Source organism: Paraliobacillus quinghaiensis (assembly GCF_003426025.1).
Lineage (GTDB): Bacteria > Bacillota > Bacilli > Bacillales > Amphibacillaceae > Paraliobacillus_A > Paraliobacillus_A quinghaiensis.
The window spans coordinates 1-16810 of the sequence record NZ_QJSH01000041.1; the positions used below are offsets into that span (position 1 = coordinate 1).

Annotated in this window: 16 protein-coding genes and 1 pseudogene; 10 read left to right on the top strand and 7 right to left on the bottom strand. The window is 34.8% G+C overall.

Going from position 1 to position 16810, the window contains the following annotated elements; translation table 11 throughout:
- Positions 1–246: 246 nt before the first annotated feature.
- Together D2K40_RS15505 and D2K40_RS15510 are read right to left on the bottom strand one after the other, a co-directional pair.
- Positions 247–1185, bottom strand: coding sequence for a hypothetical protein (locus D2K40_RS15505; RefSeq protein ID WP_117157252.1), 939 nt, complete (start codon positions 1183–1185; stop codon positions 247–249).
- Entirely contained in the window at positions 1178–1699 is a 522-nt protein-coding gene (locus D2K40_RS15510) for a sigma-70 family RNA polymerase sigma factor (protein ID WP_117157253.1), read from the bottom strand. The genes D2K40_RS15505 and D2K40_RS15510 overlap by 8 nt, the downstream gene beginning before the upstream one ends.
- A gap of 665 nt (positions 1700–2364) precedes the next feature.
- Here D2K40_RS15510 and D2K40_RS15515 point away from each other — a divergent pair.
- Genes D2K40_RS15515 through D2K40_RS16740 form a run of 5 tightly spaced genes read left to right on the top strand, consistent with a single transcriptional unit; the run spans position 2365 to position 5089 of the window.
- Entirely contained in the window at positions 2365–2856 is a 492-nt protein-coding gene (locus D2K40_RS15515; RefSeq protein WP_117157254.1) for a CBO0543 family protein, read from the top strand.
- Positions 2853–3344: a CBO0543 family protein gene (locus tag D2K40_RS15520; RefSeq protein ID WP_117157255.1), complete on the top strand. Its 492-nt coding sequence runs from the start codon at positions 2853–2855 to the stop codon at positions 3342–3344. The genes D2K40_RS15515 and D2K40_RS15520 overlap by 4 nt, the downstream gene beginning before the upstream one ends.
- Before the next feature lie 11 nt (positions 3345–3355).
- Positions 3356–3832 (top strand): hypothetical protein, encoded by a 477-nt coding sequence (locus tag D2K40_RS15525; protein WP_117157256.1) that lies wholly within the window; start codon positions 3356–3358, stop codon positions 3830–3832.
- Positions 3833–3864: 32 nt separating this feature from the next.
- The gene (locus D2K40_RS15530) at positions 3865–4968 is read left to right on the top strand and encodes a GerAB/ArcD/ProY family transporter (RefSeq protein WP_117157257.1); all 1104 of its coding nucleotides are present in this window, start codon (positions 3865–3867) and stop codon (positions 4966–4968) included.
- Positions 4958–5089: a hypothetical protein gene (locus D2K40_RS16740; RefSeq protein ID WP_268237308.1), complete on the top strand. Its 132-nt coding sequence runs from the start codon at positions 4958–4960 to the stop codon at positions 5087–5089. Before D2K40_RS15530 ends, D2K40_RS16740 begins: the two co-directional genes overlap by 11 nt.
- 2 nt (positions 5090–5091) lie before the next feature.
- On the opposite strand, the gene D2K40_RS15535 is transcribed toward D2K40_RS16740, so the two are convergent.
- Positions 5092–6264 carry a Ger(x)C family spore germination protein gene (locus tag D2K40_RS15535; protein WP_117157258.1) on the bottom strand — a complete coding sequence of 391 codons (1173 nt, stop codon included), beginning with the start codon at positions 6262–6264 and terminating at the stop codon, positions 5092–5094.
- 6 nt (positions 6265–6270) lie between these two features.
- Complete coding sequence (locus D2K40_RS15540; protein ID WP_117157259.1) at positions 6271–7860, bottom strand: spore germination protein; 1590 nt, start codon at positions 7858–7860, stop codon at positions 6271–6273.
- 463 nt (positions 7861–8323) lie between these two features.
- On the opposite strand from D2K40_RS15540, the gene D2K40_RS15545 reads away from it, so the two are divergent.
- The 5 genes from D2K40_RS15545 to D2K40_RS15565 all read left to right on the top strand — a co-directional run bounded on the left by D2K40_RS15545 (position 8324) and on the right by D2K40_RS15565 (position 14877).
- Positions 8324–9190: a carbohydrate ABC transporter permease gene (locus D2K40_RS15545; protein ID WP_117157267.1), complete on the top strand. Its 867-nt coding sequence runs from the start codon at positions 8324–8326 to the stop codon at positions 9188–9190.
- Positions 9190–10017 carry a carbohydrate ABC transporter permease gene (locus D2K40_RS15550; protein WP_117157260.1) on the top strand — a complete coding sequence of 276 codons (828 nt, stop codon included), beginning with the start codon at positions 9190–9192 and terminating at the stop codon, positions 10015–10017. Before D2K40_RS15545 ends, D2K40_RS15550 begins: the two co-directional genes overlap by 1 nt.
- A 78-nt stretch (positions 10018–10095) precedes the next feature.
- Positions 10096–11418, top strand: a complete 1323-nt coding sequence (locus D2K40_RS15555; protein WP_117157261.1) for an ABC transporter substrate-binding protein — start codon at positions 10096–10098, stop codon at positions 11416–11418.
- Between the two features lie 119 nt (positions 11419–11537).
- The gene (locus tag D2K40_RS15560) at positions 11538–13316 is read left to right on the top strand and encodes a sensor histidine kinase (RefSeq protein ID WP_117157262.1); all 1779 of its coding nucleotides are present in this window, start codon (positions 11538–11540) and stop codon (positions 13314–13316) included.
- Positions 13297–14877, top strand: coding sequence for a response regulator transcription factor (locus D2K40_RS15565; RefSeq protein ID WP_117157263.1), 1581 nt, complete (start codon positions 13297–13299; stop codon positions 14875–14877). The genes D2K40_RS15560 and D2K40_RS15565 overlap by 20 nt, the downstream gene beginning before the upstream one ends.
- Before the next feature lie 8 nt (positions 14878–14885).
- Here the strand turns inward: D2K40_RS15565 and D2K40_RS15570 are convergent, their stop codons facing one another.
- From D2K40_RS15570 to D2K40_RS15580, 3 genes and pseudogenes are all read right to left on the bottom strand, one after another.
- Positions 14886–15275, bottom strand: coding sequence for a TatD family hydrolase (locus D2K40_RS15570; protein WP_117157264.1), 390 nt, complete (start codon positions 15273–15275; stop codon positions 14886–14888).
- A 14-nt stretch (positions 15276–15289) separates the two neighbouring features.
- On the bottom strand, positions 15290–16051 hold the full coding sequence (locus D2K40_RS15575) for an IS200/IS605 family accessory protein TnpB-related protein (protein ID WP_162879248.1): 762 nt from the start codon (positions 16049–16051) through the stop codon (positions 15290–15292).
- A gap of 120 nt (positions 16052–16171) precedes the next feature.
- Positions 16172–16810: pseudogene (locus D2K40_RS15580) on the bottom strand (IS200/IS605 family accessory protein TnpB-related protein); the annotation flags it as partial.

Consider the following 16810-nt stretch of genomic DNA (forward strand, 5'->3'; position numbering starts at 1 on the left):
GGGATTTTGTGTCCGGCTTCCTTCAGATTCTATCTCACGATAGACACCCTTGCCTTTCACTAACAGTTCCTACTGCCAAGTCTGTGGTGGACTTTCACCACCTAGTTATAACTCATGCCGGGCGCACGATCCATTTTCAGAAGTGTTTTTCTTCTGAAAATTAGCTGAGGTTGTGCCCCAGGAACGCGTAGTGTATTTCCGTAGCCGTAGCTACGGTTGAAATAACTACATCATCATACCCTTCATTTAACTTCCAATCAACTCCCACATTTCACCGAATGCTACTTGATCCATTTGAAAGTAAACAGGCATAACTCCATAGTAGATATACCCACCTTTTAATAACATGAGACTCACTCTTGTGCCATCTTCTAAGTGAATAGTCAGTTCCCTGAATTCCTCGTTATTTCGCGTTTCTTCATTTAATGGTTCATCTCTGTTACGTAGTAAAGGTTGTGCTTGATACAGACTATCAATAAAGTCACTCACAACTTCGCTATTCTCAATCGGATGATAATTTTCAATACTGTTATTCCAATCACTATAGATGCGATATTCAACATCTTTAATGTTTCCAGCTATTTTTAATTTACCAAATACATCTTCTCCACTAGAGACTGTAATCCCATTTAAATTTTCATAAAATGTAACTTGATTTTGTTCGTACGTCATGATCCTGAAATCTCTGTCATAACCTTTCACAGCATAAACATCCGATACACCTATTGTTGATGCAAATTCTTGGTCGTACGCCTCTTGGTCACTCCACTCGTCGATGGTAGCTTTTGTTGTACCTAGTTTTTCACCTAACAAGGCTTTACCCGCTTCTACATCTATTTCTGTTCTTGTTTGGGTATAAATTTTTCCTTTATAGACAATCAAACCAATCATATCTGCACTTGAATTATCATCTGGTAACTCAATCATTGGGATTTCTACACTTCCATCTTCAGTAACAACAGGACCACCTTCGTTTGATGTACTAAGATCCTGATTACTGTTGTTATAGATCACAAAAATACCAATAGCTAAGACAAGACTAGCGGCTGCAACCAACCCTTTTAATGGAAGTCTTCTTTTCTGTCTTTGTTCTGACTTAGCCTGCAAGACTCCTTTTTTACTTCTCTCATGCAATTCTTTTGGGATTTCGATTTTATTAAGCTCTTTCTTTATTTTGTTACTCATGCACTTCATCCCCTTTCACATACGCACTCCGAAGTTTTCTTAGGGAGCGATAAAGAATTGATTTTGCTGTACCTAATGGGATATCTAATGTCTCCGCAATTTCTTTAAAGGAAAGATCATGATAAAAGCGTAAAAGCACAACACTTTTTTCATCCTCTTTTAAATCATCAATCAAATCTTCTAGGGTTAATGCAAGTGGAATATCTGCATCAACTACCCCCATAAACGCTTCGTAATCGGCTTTTATTGGGACAATTTTTTTATTCCTTTTTATTAAATCAATTGCACAGTTAATCGTAATTTTCATTAACCACGTTTTACAATAAGCTGGTTCACGCAACGTATGAATGGTTTTAAACGATCGGTAAGCCACTTCTTGCACAACATCTAAAGCATCATGTTTATTTTTGACATAAACAAAAGCCATTCGGTATATATCTGTTTCATATTCCTGGAAAAGCTTCAAAAATGCTTTTTCATTACCCTTTTGCGCCTTTTTCACAAGTTTAATGATAGGAGATCACCCTCTCTTTTTTGCCTTACACCAATTAGACTAAGAAACGACCCATTTGGCTTCATTTTAAAAAACTTTTTCACTAAGAGTTTATGACCCAATTTAAATCAACTGCGCATTTAGAATCTAAACCGTTTAGTCAGTAATGAGGAACGTAAGTTACCGCTCCTCAAATGAAATTGACTCCCTTTCCGCATGCACGGCTTCAGCTAACTAGGAAGCAAAGAACGCTTCCTAGTGGATCTTCAGCTCGTGGGACTGCGATTACTCGCCCCATCAAAAACATCCGCTGTTCCTGCAGGACAAGGAATGCTTCAATGAATTCACATCGCACGAAGGAAATTGAACTATATTTCCGAGGAGTGTCGTCAATTTCATTTGATCCGCTAGATAGTGTGAAAATACAATAATGCATTACAGACTATCTTAGTGGTAGAGAAGCTTATTGCGTGTCATTACATTAAATTATCATTAGATCCTCTAACCTTCTATCTAGCGAAGCGCTTTTTATATCACATCCGAATGTTTACGAAAAGAGGCTTAAAAAAATCATTACTGATATATACGTATTTTTCAATTAAAATTACGCAAAATAAAAACTCTATGATTATTTTTACAAATACAGGAAAAGATAATATTAATGTTTGTTGCGAAAGGAAATTCATATGGGCTTTGATCAGATCATCATGATGCTTATTTGGTTAAGTGGAATCACAGGTTTTGTTGTTTTAACACCCAAACATCTTAAAAGAAGACTACTATTAGCTACATTTAACTTTCAAGCGCTCGTTTGGCTTTGTAGTTTAATTCTTGTGAGTAATGGATTTATTTCATACCCCATTCGTGACTTCCCAAACGCTATAGACGTACTGCTTGCAACTGAATACGTTCTCTATCCATTACTTTATGGGTTTCACATTATTTATAAGCCAAAGAATCTGGTAACACGTCGTATCTATTTGTTAACTTCTGTTTCTATAATAACAGCTATTGATGTAATCCTTGTCTATTTTACAGATTTAGTTCTTTATGTTCACTATACATGGTATTGGAAGTGGATAACTATTTTCGTTTTGTTTCATTTAACAAATATCACTTTTAATTGGTTCATGAAGGAAGAAGTAGCTTTTGAAAATGAAAAGAGGGTTTCACCATGAGCTTAGAGTGGGGAATCTTGATTTTTGTTTGGAGTCTAACGTTTAGTTTAATCTCTCTAATTCCCAAAAATAAGAGAAGAATAGCCTTTGTAGCTTTTCTATCCATGCAAGTAATTACAAATCTTTTTGGTGTGCTTGTTGTTGAGTTCAATTTAATTTCCTACCCTGTTCGTTTTTTTTCTGAAGTATATCGAGCCAGTTTTACTTTTGAGTATTTTATATATCCCTCTGTATGCAGTATTTTCACAGTTTTTTATCCATACTACAGGAGTTATTTATATCGATTTGGCTATTATGCTGCTTTTAGTACAGCAATTACAGTACCAGAGTTTTTTTTAGAACAATATACAGATGTTATCAACTATATTCAGTGGGAATGGTACTGGACATGGTTCACATTATTCCTCACATTACTCTTGTCGAGGCGACTGATTGTGTGGTTCTTTAAGGATTTATCAAATGAAGTATCTTCAAATAATAAAAGATAGAAGTGACATAGATGATATCAAATGATCAACTTGAAAAAGTTTTATGGAGTATAGCCTTACCAGGATTTGCCCAAGTTTTAAGCGGCAGACTAATTAAGGGGTTTCTTTTTATTGGATTAGAAATCATAATTAATGTTCAATCCAATTTTAATGAAATCATTATCATGAGTTTTCAAGGGAAAATTGAACAAGCAATCCAACATACAGACTATCAGTGGTTAATGTTTTACCCTTGTCTCTATTTTTTTGCTATTTGGGATGCTTATCGTGATGCAGAAGGGAAAAAAAGACCGTTAGCCTTTCTTCCGTTTGTTTTTTCCGCTTATCTCGTTACTCTTGGACTGATTTATTCACCCATTTTTGAGGTGAATGGTATGTTACTCGGACCTATGTGGTTACCGATGTTGTCTCTCCCTGTCGGCATATCGGTTGGATCATTGATAAGATATAGTCTTTTAAAATTTATTTATAATACTGAGCGTAGTTAAAAAAGTCTTAAATGTAAAAGGGGTGATCATAGATGGAACGCATCACAACCATACAATTATTTACCCTAATTATGATATTTGAAATTGGGAGTACTACCCTGTTTGCACAAGGCATTGGAGCTGATCGGGATGCATGGATTGTTATCTTAATTTCTTATGTTATAGGTTTGGGGCTAATATGGGTGTTTACGCAAATACCTAAGTATTATCCAAATAAAAATTTTTCTGAAATATTGACTACTACTTTAGGGGCAAAAATCGCCAAGCCTTTGTTGCTTTTATTTGGATTGTATTTTCTTAGTCAAGCACTACATAACTTTTATGAATTCGGAATGTTGATCAATATGACCGCATTATCGAAAACACCACTTTTAGTCATACTGTATTTATTTATAATTGTCATTATCTACATTCTTAGCTTAGGTGTCGAAGTGTTAGCACGAACAGCAGAAATACTTCTTCCATATTTACTGCTTTTTTTGATTATTACATTTATCGTAAATTTTTTCTCCGAAACATTTGAACTAGATAATTTATTACCAGTCTTAGGAAATGGTTTAAAACCTGTATTAGCAGAAGTCTATGACGTTGTTGCTTTTCCATTTGGTGAAATGGTTGTATTTCTCATGTTTTGGCATTACGTAAATAAACCAGCATTAATTCGCAAAACAACTTTTCTTGCTGTCAGTCTAGCAACTATATTGATTATGATGAACCTAATCGTAATGCTTGCTGTTTTAGGTCCAGAATTAACTGCCAACACCGAAATACCCTTATTAGAAACACTGTTATCCATTAATATTGCTAATATTATTACAAACTTAGATAGTGTAGCTGTATTCATCATGTTTTTTGGTGGTTTCTTCAAAACAGCCATTCACTTTATGGGATTTTGTTTAGCAATAACTTGGTTATTTAATGGAAATAAACCAGAGTGGTGTATCACCATTTTCGGTCTACTATTCCCACTTATGGCTATTTATCGCTTCTCTGGAATAGATGATCAAAGGTGGAAAGGAAGTGAAGGTGGGATTTACAGTATTTTGTTATTTTCAGCTTTACCGATTTTATTATTAATCATTATCTTTTTAAAGAAAAAAAACGCATCCAAAAAGGAGGATACGCATGTTAGTTGAATTATCATTATTAAAAGCAGACCCACTCTTAGCTATTATTCTAATTGGTGGGAGTATTTATATTATCATTTTACTAATGTATCTATCTTTCCAAATGCTTAGGTTACTATTTAAGCGTTAAGGTTACTCTTGGGGTTTAAATGGACCTTGTAACAAACCTGAACTAATAATCTCGGCACGTACATTTACTGTATACGGCACAGTAGCAAATGTTTCTGACCAATTCTCTTTTTCTTTATTCCATACCTTTGGATAATGTTTATATAATATATCTCCAAACGCAAAGATATCTGATTGAAATTCCTTTTGGGCTTTATCTATTACTCTTTTTATTTCCGCTTCGATTTTCTTTTCGGCCTCTCCTTGTAGATCATTTAAATAATCAGTAATTTCTTTTCTGTCTTGTAGTTCAACAGTAGATTCTTGACCAGTCATTCTTAATTTTTGCTCGACATTAATTGTAAAAGAGATTTGACCATCTTCATTAACATTCGGTTGAATGTCCGATTTAAGGGCTCGCAGTAAAACTGTTACAAACTTATCTTTTTCCAATAAGGAAGGTAGCGTCATCGCACCTTGAACAGGAGAAGCTCCACCACCTGTTATCCAATTATATCCCCTTGTTTCACTTTCATCTAAAAAACCAACTAATTTATCCTTTTTAAAAGCTGCTCCTCCTGAAAGCTTTACCCGTTCATATGGCTCAATATCTGTTTCTTCACGTATGAGCACACCTACTACGGAGTCTTCCCCTGCACACAGCACCTCTTTGTAGTAAGTGAGTAAATCCACAGTAGTGGCATCATACTCACCATTTTCAAATAAATTACTCAATGCATTAGCTGGTACTCTTGATATCTTTTCCTGTTTTATTTGCAGAAGTTTTTTCGCCTCAATATCTTTTGCTACCGAAAACCAAACATGCCCCCGTACTTCTTTACCACGTTGAAACGCATCAATAACAGGAATTAATCCATCTCTAGCTACTTCCTCACTAATAATGATTACTTTATTGTGCGCAAAAAAACTTTTCCGATCAATTGTATAATTGGCTTTGTTCATGACAGCTGCAATGGTTTTTCCAGTAGTGGAAACCACTAAAAATGGTTGTTCCGGTGTTGGCGTTTGTGTACTCTCTGCTGCTGGCCTTAAATATTGTGAGGTCATAATATATTCCCCTGTTTCGGAATTCTTATCAATTGCCATTCCTGCTACAATCCCAATTTCACTTAATTCCTTTCTATCCCAACATCCGGTTAACAGTAATAGGCACAGAATCATGATCCACTTCTTCACTATTAATCATCCCCTTCCTTTAGGACGCTGCGGCTTATTTTTCGTGCCTTGTCTTTCTGACTTTTTCCAAGTGATCGTTTGTGGTCTTGAATGTAGTAGCCATAACGGCATACGAATAATCGCATCTTTCCATTCACTTAAAATAACTGGAGCAATAGGTGTTAGATAAGGGGTGCCAAATGAACGTAAGGAACTTAAGTGTGCTAACATAATAAAAGTAGCTATTAGAACACCATAAAATCCAAAAGCACCAGCCATAAATAGTAATATAAATCGCATTAAGATAATCGCGTCATTTAGAGCTGTAACAACAAAGCCAGTTATTGCCGTTAGTGCAACAACAATAACCATTGGCGCGCTCACTAGTCCGGCTGTTACTGCCGCTTCCCCTATAACCAATGCACCTACAATACTAATCGCCGAACCAACAGGTCGTGGAAGTCGCACTCCCGCTTCTCGTAGCAATTCGAATACAATCGTCATCAACAATGCTTCTAAAAACGTTGGGAAAGGTACTTTTTCTTGCGCTGCTGCCATCGTTGTTAAGAGCAGCGCCGGAACCATTTCGTGGTGGAACGTTGCAACCGATACAAATATTGCAGGTGTACCAATCGTTAAAAACAATGCTAATACACGAAACATTCTCAGTAGTGATGCTAAATAAGGCCGTGAATAATAGTCTTCTGGCACTTGAAGTGCTTCAATAAATACGTGTGGCACCGTTAAGACAAATGGTGTGCCATCACAAAAAATTGCAATCCTCCCTTCTACTATTTTCGCAGCAACTTTATCTGGCTTTTCACTATTCCCTATCGTTGGAAATATAGAGTAAGGGTGATCTTCAATAAATTGTTCAATATAACCAGATTCCAAGATCGAATCTGTGTCAATTCGTTTTAACCGTTGCTTCACTTCTTCAACAACTTTAGTATTAGCAATTCCCTCTATGTAACCAATTCGTACAACTGTTTTGGTCTCTTTACCTATTTCCATATCTTCAAATATTAGATTCTTATTTTTTATCTTCCTTCGAATCAATGAAGAATTAACATTTAGCACTTCATTAAAGCCTTCACGAGGACCTCTAACACTAGCCTCCGTTTGTGGTTCTTGTACATTTCTTGATTCAAATCCTATTGATTTTATTAGAAAGGCTGATGCATACCCATCAATGAAAATAGCAGTGGCTCCAGATAAAACCCCATTCACTACATCGTCTATTGTGTTAGCTTCTTTCATGCTTGATGTGCTTATTATCCTGTCTTTTACTTCTTTAAAGAAATCGTCATTAGGTAACGGTTCTACCTTGTTTAAAAAATCGGGTTCCATCAATGGTTTGATAGCAAAGGAATTAATACTATCTTCTTTCACTAAGCCATCAATAAAACACATAAATACATTAATAGGCGTTTTGCCATTATAAACTTGGTAATCCCTATAGGAAACATCTGCACTCTTTTTGAAATTTTGCTTTATTCGTTGGACATTTTTATCCAGATCTTTTGCAATTGGTTCAGGAGGACTCTGCTGTTTATTCTTATTTTGCTTGGAAGATGATATTGCTTTCTTTTGTTTTAATTTAAGCCTTTTAACCATTACGACCGAGCCTCCTTTAACAGAATTAGTTATTATATTGTTTGTATTAAACAAAAAATAATACAACAGTTAAACAAGAGCGATTGATAAACTAAGATCTGATTGGCTAAGGATTAAATAATCCAGCGTTTACCGGATTAATTCGGCGTTCGCTGAATAAGCGCTGAGGTTGCCGGATTATTGCTGATTTCACTGAATTATCACCAAATTCGCCGGAATATGCCCTGAATTTGCCGAAAAGATATTCCTGGATTGCGGCTTTACTTTGTCCCATTCATCAGGATGTCAAAATAGTATACCTCTTTAGTCAATACAGTTACTTTTAATAAATCAAAATAGGCTATACAATAACGTTGTAAACGATTACAAAAAGGTGGTGGACAAAATGGAATCGACCGTTAAAAAGAACAGTAACACTGAAAATAATACAACGATTAAAACAACTAAGAAAACAAGTAAAAAGATGAAAAAATTCCTATCCTATGCTGCTTTCGTTGGACCAGCACTATTATTTTTTATAGTCATTCAAATCATTCCTTTCTTCATGGGTGTTTACTACTCCTTTACTTCTTGGAATGGCGTAAGCTCTGCTGTAGAATGGATCGGCTTTGATAATTACAAGCAAATATTTACAAATGACCCAAAATATTATGACTCGTTCGAATTTACAACTAAATTTATGTTTGCTGCTGTAGTTATTAGTAATATAATAGGCTTCACTTTTGCACTAATCTTGAACGCAGCTTTAAAAACAAAAAATGTATTACGAACTGTTTTCTTTCTTCCAAACGTAATAGGTGGTCTACTATTAGGTTTTATCTGGCAATTCATATTTGTTAGAGGTTTTTCTGCAGTAGGAGATCTTACCAATATTGACTTTTTTCAATTACCATGGCTTGGAGACGCATCTACTGCATTTTGGGGGATTGTTATCGTATTTGCATGGCAAATAAGCGGTTATATGATGGTCATATATATTGCAGCTTTGCAAGGGATTGATACTTCATTAATTGAAGCAGCAAAAATAGATGGTGCTAGCTTGTACCAAATGATAACGAAAATAATAATCCCTTTAATACTGCCTGCCTTCACCATATGTTTTTTCTTAACGATATCAATGGCATTTAAAATTTTTGATCTAAACTTGTCATTAACAGGCGGTGGTCCTTTTAACTCTACTCAATCTGTAGCTATTAATATTTATCAAGAAGCATTTACTTACAATAACTACGGGGTTGGATCAACCAAAGCCATTATTTTCTTTATCATTGTAGCAGTCTTTACAACTGTTCAAGTTATGGTAACGAAGAGGAAGGAGGTAGAAGCATAATGAGAGATAAATATGACAAAAAGACATTATTTCTTGAGATCTTTGCTATTTTGCTAGCACTACTCTTTCTCGTACCGTTTTACTTTGTCATCGTTAACTCCTTAAAAAGTTTTTCGGAAATCTTAGTAGATGCTGCTGCACTACCTAATAAATTTCTCTTTTCAAATTACGTAAAGGTATGGGATATACTTAATTTCCCAAGAGTTTTTGTTAACTCACTGATTATTACCGTCTTTAGCAATATTGGTATTGTGATTATAAGTTCAATGGCTTCTTGGAAAATGGTACGAACTCCAGGAAATTTCAGTAAAATACTTTTTATCTTTTTTGTATCAGCAATGGTCATTCCATTTCAAACAGTAATGATCCCACTTGTTAAACTAGGTGGAATGCTTGGAATTATGAATAGCATCCCTGGAATTATCATTATGTACTTTGGTTTTGGTGTACCACTATCATTATTCTTATATCATGGATTTGTAAAATCAGTACCTGTAGAAATTGAAGAAGCTGCAAGAATTGATGGCTGTTCTCAATTTGCTGTTTTTTGGAGAATCGTATTTCCGCTACTTAAACCGATAACAGTAACCGTTATTATCTTAAATACACTATGGATTTGGAACGATTACTTGTTACCATTACTTGTCTTACAAGATGAGTCGATTAGAACGATTCCTTTAGCAACTAGCTCATTCTTTGCTCAATACACAAAGCAATGGGATATGGGACTTGCAGCATTAGTTATGGGTATAACCCCTATCATTATCTTTTTCTTATTTTTACAGAAGCACATTATTAAAGGTATTGCTGCGGGATCTATCAAGTAATTTTATTGGTTTCAATTTCTTGTGGTTAATCACTGCAAGAGTGAAATAGAATACAAAATAAGAGGAGGTCATTTACGTATGAAAAAATTATTTATTTTTATTGCATTCCTATTTGCCTTAGGTATCTTTGCAGGGTGTTCATCTGATGACGCAGATAACACAACAGGTGACGCAGAAAATAATTCAGAAACAACTAATGCTGGTGAAGAGGAAAACAACTCTGGTGATACTGAGAAAGAGGAAGTAACTTTAGATTTCTTCCAATTCAAAGTGGAAATTGCAGATCCATTAAGAGCTATGCTAGACGAATTTGAAGCTGAACACCCTCATATTACTGTAAACCTTGAAACGGTTGGTGGTGGAGCGGATTACGGTGCTGCACTCAAAGCAAAATTTGCTTCTGGAGAAAAACCAGATATCTTCAATAATGGTGGTTTTAAAGAGTTGGATTTATGGTTGGAGCATTTAGCAGACCTTTCAAATGAGCCATGGGTAGATAATTTACTACCAATTGGTAAAGTTCCGATGACTGCTGATGATGGCAACCTTTACGGCATGCCGGTTAACCTAGAAGGCTATGGTTTCGTTTATAACAAAGATTTATTCGAAGAAGCTGGTATTACAGAAAAGCCAACAAACTACACAGAACTTCTTGCTGCAGCTAAGCAACTTGAAGAAGCTGGTATTACAGCATTTTCAGCTGGATATGCTGAGTGGTGGGTAATCGGACAACATCTATTAAATATTCCTTTTGCGCAACAAGATGATCCAGTCGCATTTATTGAAGGTTTATATGAAGGTACCGAATCAATGATAGGAAATCCTCATTTTGAAGAGTTCCAAAACGTCATTGATATGGAAATCAATTACGGAAATGACAACCCATTAACAACAGACTATAATACACAAGTTACGCAATTTGCTGCTGGTGAAACAGCAATGCTTCAACAAGGTAACTGGACAGAAAATATGATCTACGAGATCAATCCTGACATCAATATGGCATTTTTACCAATTCCATTAAATGATGAAGAATCTGCCGATAGCTTACCAGTAGGTGTACCAAACAACTGGGCACTTCATAAAGACTCAGATAACCTTGAGGAAGCGAAATTACTTCTTGACTGGATGGTATCTTCTGAAACTGGGAAACGTTACATGACAGAAGAATTTGCTTTTATTCCAGCATTTGATAATATTGAGCCTGCTGGCTTAGGCGCTTTAGGCGAATCGATTCTAGAGTATTCTGTTGAAGATAAAACTATTCCATGGACATGGTTCAGATGGCCAGATGGAGCAAACCAAGAGTTCGCTGCTACAATCCAGGAATACGCTGCAGGACAAATTGAGTATGATGCATTACTAGAGAAATTCCAAACTATTTGGGATAATTTAAAATAATAAAAATTGCTAGGAAGCATGTTCTGTACAAGAGCATGCTTCTACTTTATACTGAGCATATGAACTAAAACTTCTATCATATCCAGTCACTTCATCACCACTAGGGGGGCGATCTTTAGTTGTTTAAAACTAATATTCGAAATAAATTAATCGTCTTACTCTTAGTAATCACAATAATACCTTTTGGCCTCTCTATCTTTGTTACTTTTATATTTACAAAAGACTCTTTAAAGGAACAATCCATTCAAGAAAATGTCAACCTTCTCTATCAAGGAAAGATTAATATACAAACGTACATGAAAGAGCTAAACAATCTCGTTCTTTCTAGTTATAATAATCGAGAATACATAAATTATCTACGATCAGCCAAATATGAAGATACGTCCCCATCTATGATATCTGTTAATCAAATCTTACAATCAACTTTATATGGGGATGATAGCGTAAAAAAAGTATCAATGTTTATTGTAGGTAACAATAAAGTAGTAACCACATCAAAGCAATCTACAATTATTTACTCTGACTATGTTAGCGACTTAAATACAGATTATTTTAAAAAGGCAAGAAAGAGCCCAAACAACCTTTCTATGGAATTAATGCCTAACCTGAATAAATTTATTCTCCATCGAGCATATAAAAATGTTCCAACAGAATCAGTTCTTGCTTATTTTTCTTTAGAGGTAAAGCTAGATAAAATAAATCAACTAAGTGAAAACCTCTATAATAAGAACTCAGATGAATTCTATATTATCACACCAGAGGGTGATCTCGTGTTTGGATCTACCCCTCTCTTGTCTTCTAATGAAGATATACCATGGGTAACCACGTTAATTAACAAAAATGAAGAGAATGGACAAATGGAATGGTATGACAAGTCATTTCAAGGAGTTATGATCTTTGACAAAATCTCTGCTGCACAAGGTGGATGGATTATAGTAAAAAGAATACCTTTCACCACCCTTTATGAAAGCGCTTATAGTGTTGCGACGATTAATATAGTCTTTGGTATGATTGGTTTACTTCTTGTCATCCTTGCATCGATATTAGTATCTTTTAAATTCTCTAAACCTATTAGAGTTCTTGCAGAAAATATCAAACAAATAGAGAAAGGGAATATGCAAGTTCAATTTTCATCGCTCGGAAAAGACGAAATAGGTATGTTAGGACACAGATTTAAGATGATGGTAGAAAGACTTAATCATTACATTAATCGAGAATACAAACTTGAATTAGAAAATAAAACAAATCAATTAAAAGTATTACAATCACAAGTAAATCCGCATTTTTTGTACAACACTTTGCAATCTATCGGAACAATGGCTCTTAAAAGTAAGGTGCCAGAAATATATTCTTCATTAACCGAATTATCACAAATTATGCGGTATAACATGAAGACGGATGAAAATATTGTACCTTTAGTAAAAGAAATTAATTACACAAATTCATATATGCTATTACAAAAGCAACGTTTTAGTGATGATTTACAATATAGCGTGGACATTGATGATGAACTCCTTGATGTATACGTTCCAAAAATGATCTTACAACCAATTATCGAGAACTATTTTAAACATGGATTTCAAAAAACATATTCTATCGGTGAAATTAACTTGGTATGTAAGAAAAAAGGTGATTTTTTGTGTATAGACATCTATGATAATGGCGTTGGCATGAACGAGAAACAATTAAATGACATCCGGCAACATCTATATGTGGAAAGCAACAAAAAAACCGATATGTCACATATTGGTTTAAGAAATGTATACAGACGGCTTAAACTTTATTATCCTGAAAAAGCCACATTAGAACTTCAAAATCGATTTGAGGGTGGCCTCCACGTATCAATGAGGCTTCCGTTAGAGATGGAGGTTGATATGGATGAAAGCACTGATTATTGATGATGAGAAACATGTTCGCGAAGGGTTAATTCTACTAGCAAACTGGGAAAATGTTGGCATCACTTGTATCTTAGAGGCAGCAGATGGATTAGAAGCGAAGAAATTAATCCAGCAACACAAGCCAGAAATTATATTTACCGATATGCATATGCCTAAGTGTGATGGCATTCAATTAATTAAATGGCTTTATACATCAGAATGTACATCAAAAATAATTGCTGTTAGTGGATATGACGATTTTAAATATATGAAAAATGCGATCACGTATGGCATTTTTGATTATCTTTTAAAACCTATTAACATTAATGACCTAAACGAGACATTAAGTAAAGCGGTTAAAGAATGGAAAGAACAAAATAAAGTTCGTTTATCCAATAAAATACATGATCAAGCAATTTGGGACCATCAACTGTCTAATGTATTAGATAAACCCAATCCTCCTCTTATTATTGTCGATTACATTAAAGAAAAATATGACGTCAATATTGTTCAAGAGTTATGTACTATTGGGTTATTTTCTATCAAAATGTATTTAAGCAAACATAATCAAGAAGACACAAGGTCAATAATTTCCTCCATCTTAACTATTTGTAATGATAAATTAAGCAAGTACAAAAAGGGAATCGCTTTTCGCAACATCAATAAAGAAGATGAGATTGTTCTACTATTATGGCAATTGAATGAAGAACATTACGTTATTAATCAGATAATTTTGCAGATAAAGCAAGAAACAAATATCAATTGTTTTATCGCTTTAGGAGAACCAGCATTACAGCTTGTCGATACCTATCAATCAGCTAGGGAAATCTACAAAACGCATAATCTAATGGAAGTGGATTTCCAATCTATAGTAACAAAACAACAAACAAACGATTCATTTCAAACAACACAACTTTTCGATTACACAGAAGAGATCAAGTGGGCAATGCAAAGCGGTAGTATGGAACAACTCGATAAAATTTTAAAGAAAATTTTTACTACTTTCCAAAAAAACAATTGCTTCACCATGGAGCAACTAGAATTATGGGAATCTCAATTTAATATTTTAAAAGAACACTGGTTAAAAGAATATGAGATAAATAAATCAGATCATATATACATTGGTACTGACTATTGGAATGAGAATGGTAGCTTTAATTTCAATAAATTCCAAGAAGAAAAGAGAAGAGAGTTTTATGATTTATTAACAAAAATGCATCATGTTCATTTTAGAAAGGAAAAAAGTAGTGTTCAACTGATCGAAGAATACATCAAAAATAATTTCCAAAAAGATATTACACTTAGTGACATAGCAGAACGTTTTTACTTGAGTCGAGAGTATATTTCCAGGAAATTTAAAAAACAATTTAATAAGACAATAACAGACTATATTACCCAGTTAAGAATTGAGAAATCAAAAGAACTATTGAAAAATCCACATCTAAAAGTATACGAAGTTGGTAGTTCTGTTGGTTATAAAAATGACAAGTATTTCATTAAAGTTTTTAAAAAGATAGAAGGTATTACACCTAGAGAATATGCAGACTCAACTAGGACAACAACCAACACATTAAACAGCTAGCAACTCTGCTAGCTGTCCAAATGATAAAACGTTTTTGTATTGTGGTATACCTGTTGATAAATTCTATCAACCTGCACCTGTTTTAATTCAGCAACCTTCTGTATTATTTGATGAATCATTCTTGGGTGTGTCATTTTTCCTGAAAATGGTCCTTTGAATGGCCATGGTCCATCTGTTTCTACCATCATTTGCTCGAGTGGATAGTCTCGGATTAATTGTTGAATTTCCGCTTCGTACAAGCAATCTGGTGTAATCGAGATAAAGTAGCCATTATCAATCATCCTAGCAGTTGTCAATTGATCCCCTTTAAACCAATGAAAGTGCGCCCTACTGCAATTATATTTTTCTAACAAATCACAAACAAGTGGTGCATCCTTATAGACCGCATGTAAAACAATTGGCTTATCTACCCTTACCGATTGCTCATTGAACTACCCCCACCTAAATTTCTAACGAAATTTTGAGGAAGGGGATTCCCGAAAGATGCACTTGCGCACAACCAAAGCCTGTTTTCCAACCGAGACAAACCTATTTTCTCAAAGTCTGTGGTAGCACCTTGCGGAAATAGTGAGCTCCAAGAGCTCAACTTGTTTTGGCTAGAAAACTCTATCTTGTAGAAAACGTGCACTCTAGCAAAAGATAGGCAGGATGAAACAGACCCCCATTGCGCCCAGTGATGTAGACCTTGTTTCTGCTCTGGAACAAGTGAATGCAACGCTGGTGGAAGCTTTTCTTTAAAACCCATAGCTCTTCGAGCTATTGTATAGGAAGCAGATTCGTGAATGGAAATTCCGAATCTTTTCATGTATTTCATTTTACCAATTTGGCTAGTGTAAGCTGGATTTACTTCGTAAACTTCAATCCCGGCTTTATCAGCTCTTGATTTTATAGCCATTACCATTTTATTATAAGCGAATTGACTCATGCGTCGGTTCGCTTTTTTATTGCCGTAAGCATGTTTAACTTTGGATTTTGTTGTGTTAAGCTTCTCTATTACGAGTGGTTTTTTATGCTTCGCAGCATAATCAACCAATGCAATTACTTCTGCTTCAATAATTTTTGAGAGTTGACCACTTGTCTTTCCTTCGACCTCAAAATCCAGAGAGAAAGACTCAATCAGTTGCCCAATACTATTAACGTTAGAAATAGCCAAGTGGTCAACATTACAATCCACACCAATAACACCCTCCGATTTAGAGTGGTTCACATAAGGATTTGGTAGTACGTCTACTAAACACTTGAATACGAAGTATTCTCCATGGTCCTCAACGGACCATGCGATAGGCTTACCGAATTATTTTTTGTTTTTTAATCCCATCTGCGTATTGATAGCGTTGTCTACGTTTTCTTGCCCATAAGGAAACACAACATTATCAAAAGTTATAACATTGCCGTTTATCGCTTTAAAGATTAACTGGTTGGTATCTGTGTTGTAATGAAAAACAAAGTTGCCAGTTTTCGCATCTTTTCGTCCCGAAATAGTCATTTTACCATAACGAGTCAGATACCAATCCTGTTTCCATAACCCAGGATTATTTTGATACTTTTCTGTCGTCGTTCTAGCTTTTGCTAGTTTTTTACTGCCAAAACAGACGCTTTTTACGCCGTTTTTAAGACTTGCAATTTGTTTTTCGAACCTATCTAGTTTGAACTCCAACCGTCCCAAACGGGACGTTAAATGCTTAATTTGAACATCTAAGTAAAGATGTTCAAAATCATAAGCGTTGTAATACAAATCGATTTTTGATTTGAATTCCACAACGAAAAAGTTTCCTTTTTGTTGTTCAGGCGAAATTTTATTGAATCTCGGATTTCCTTTTATAAACGAATTTTTGATTTTGTTCAAAACAGTTAAGCGAGATTTCGTACTTTTAATTTTCTTTTTAACAGAGCTTATTTGTGCTTCTTTGTTGGAAATATACATTTTTGTTAG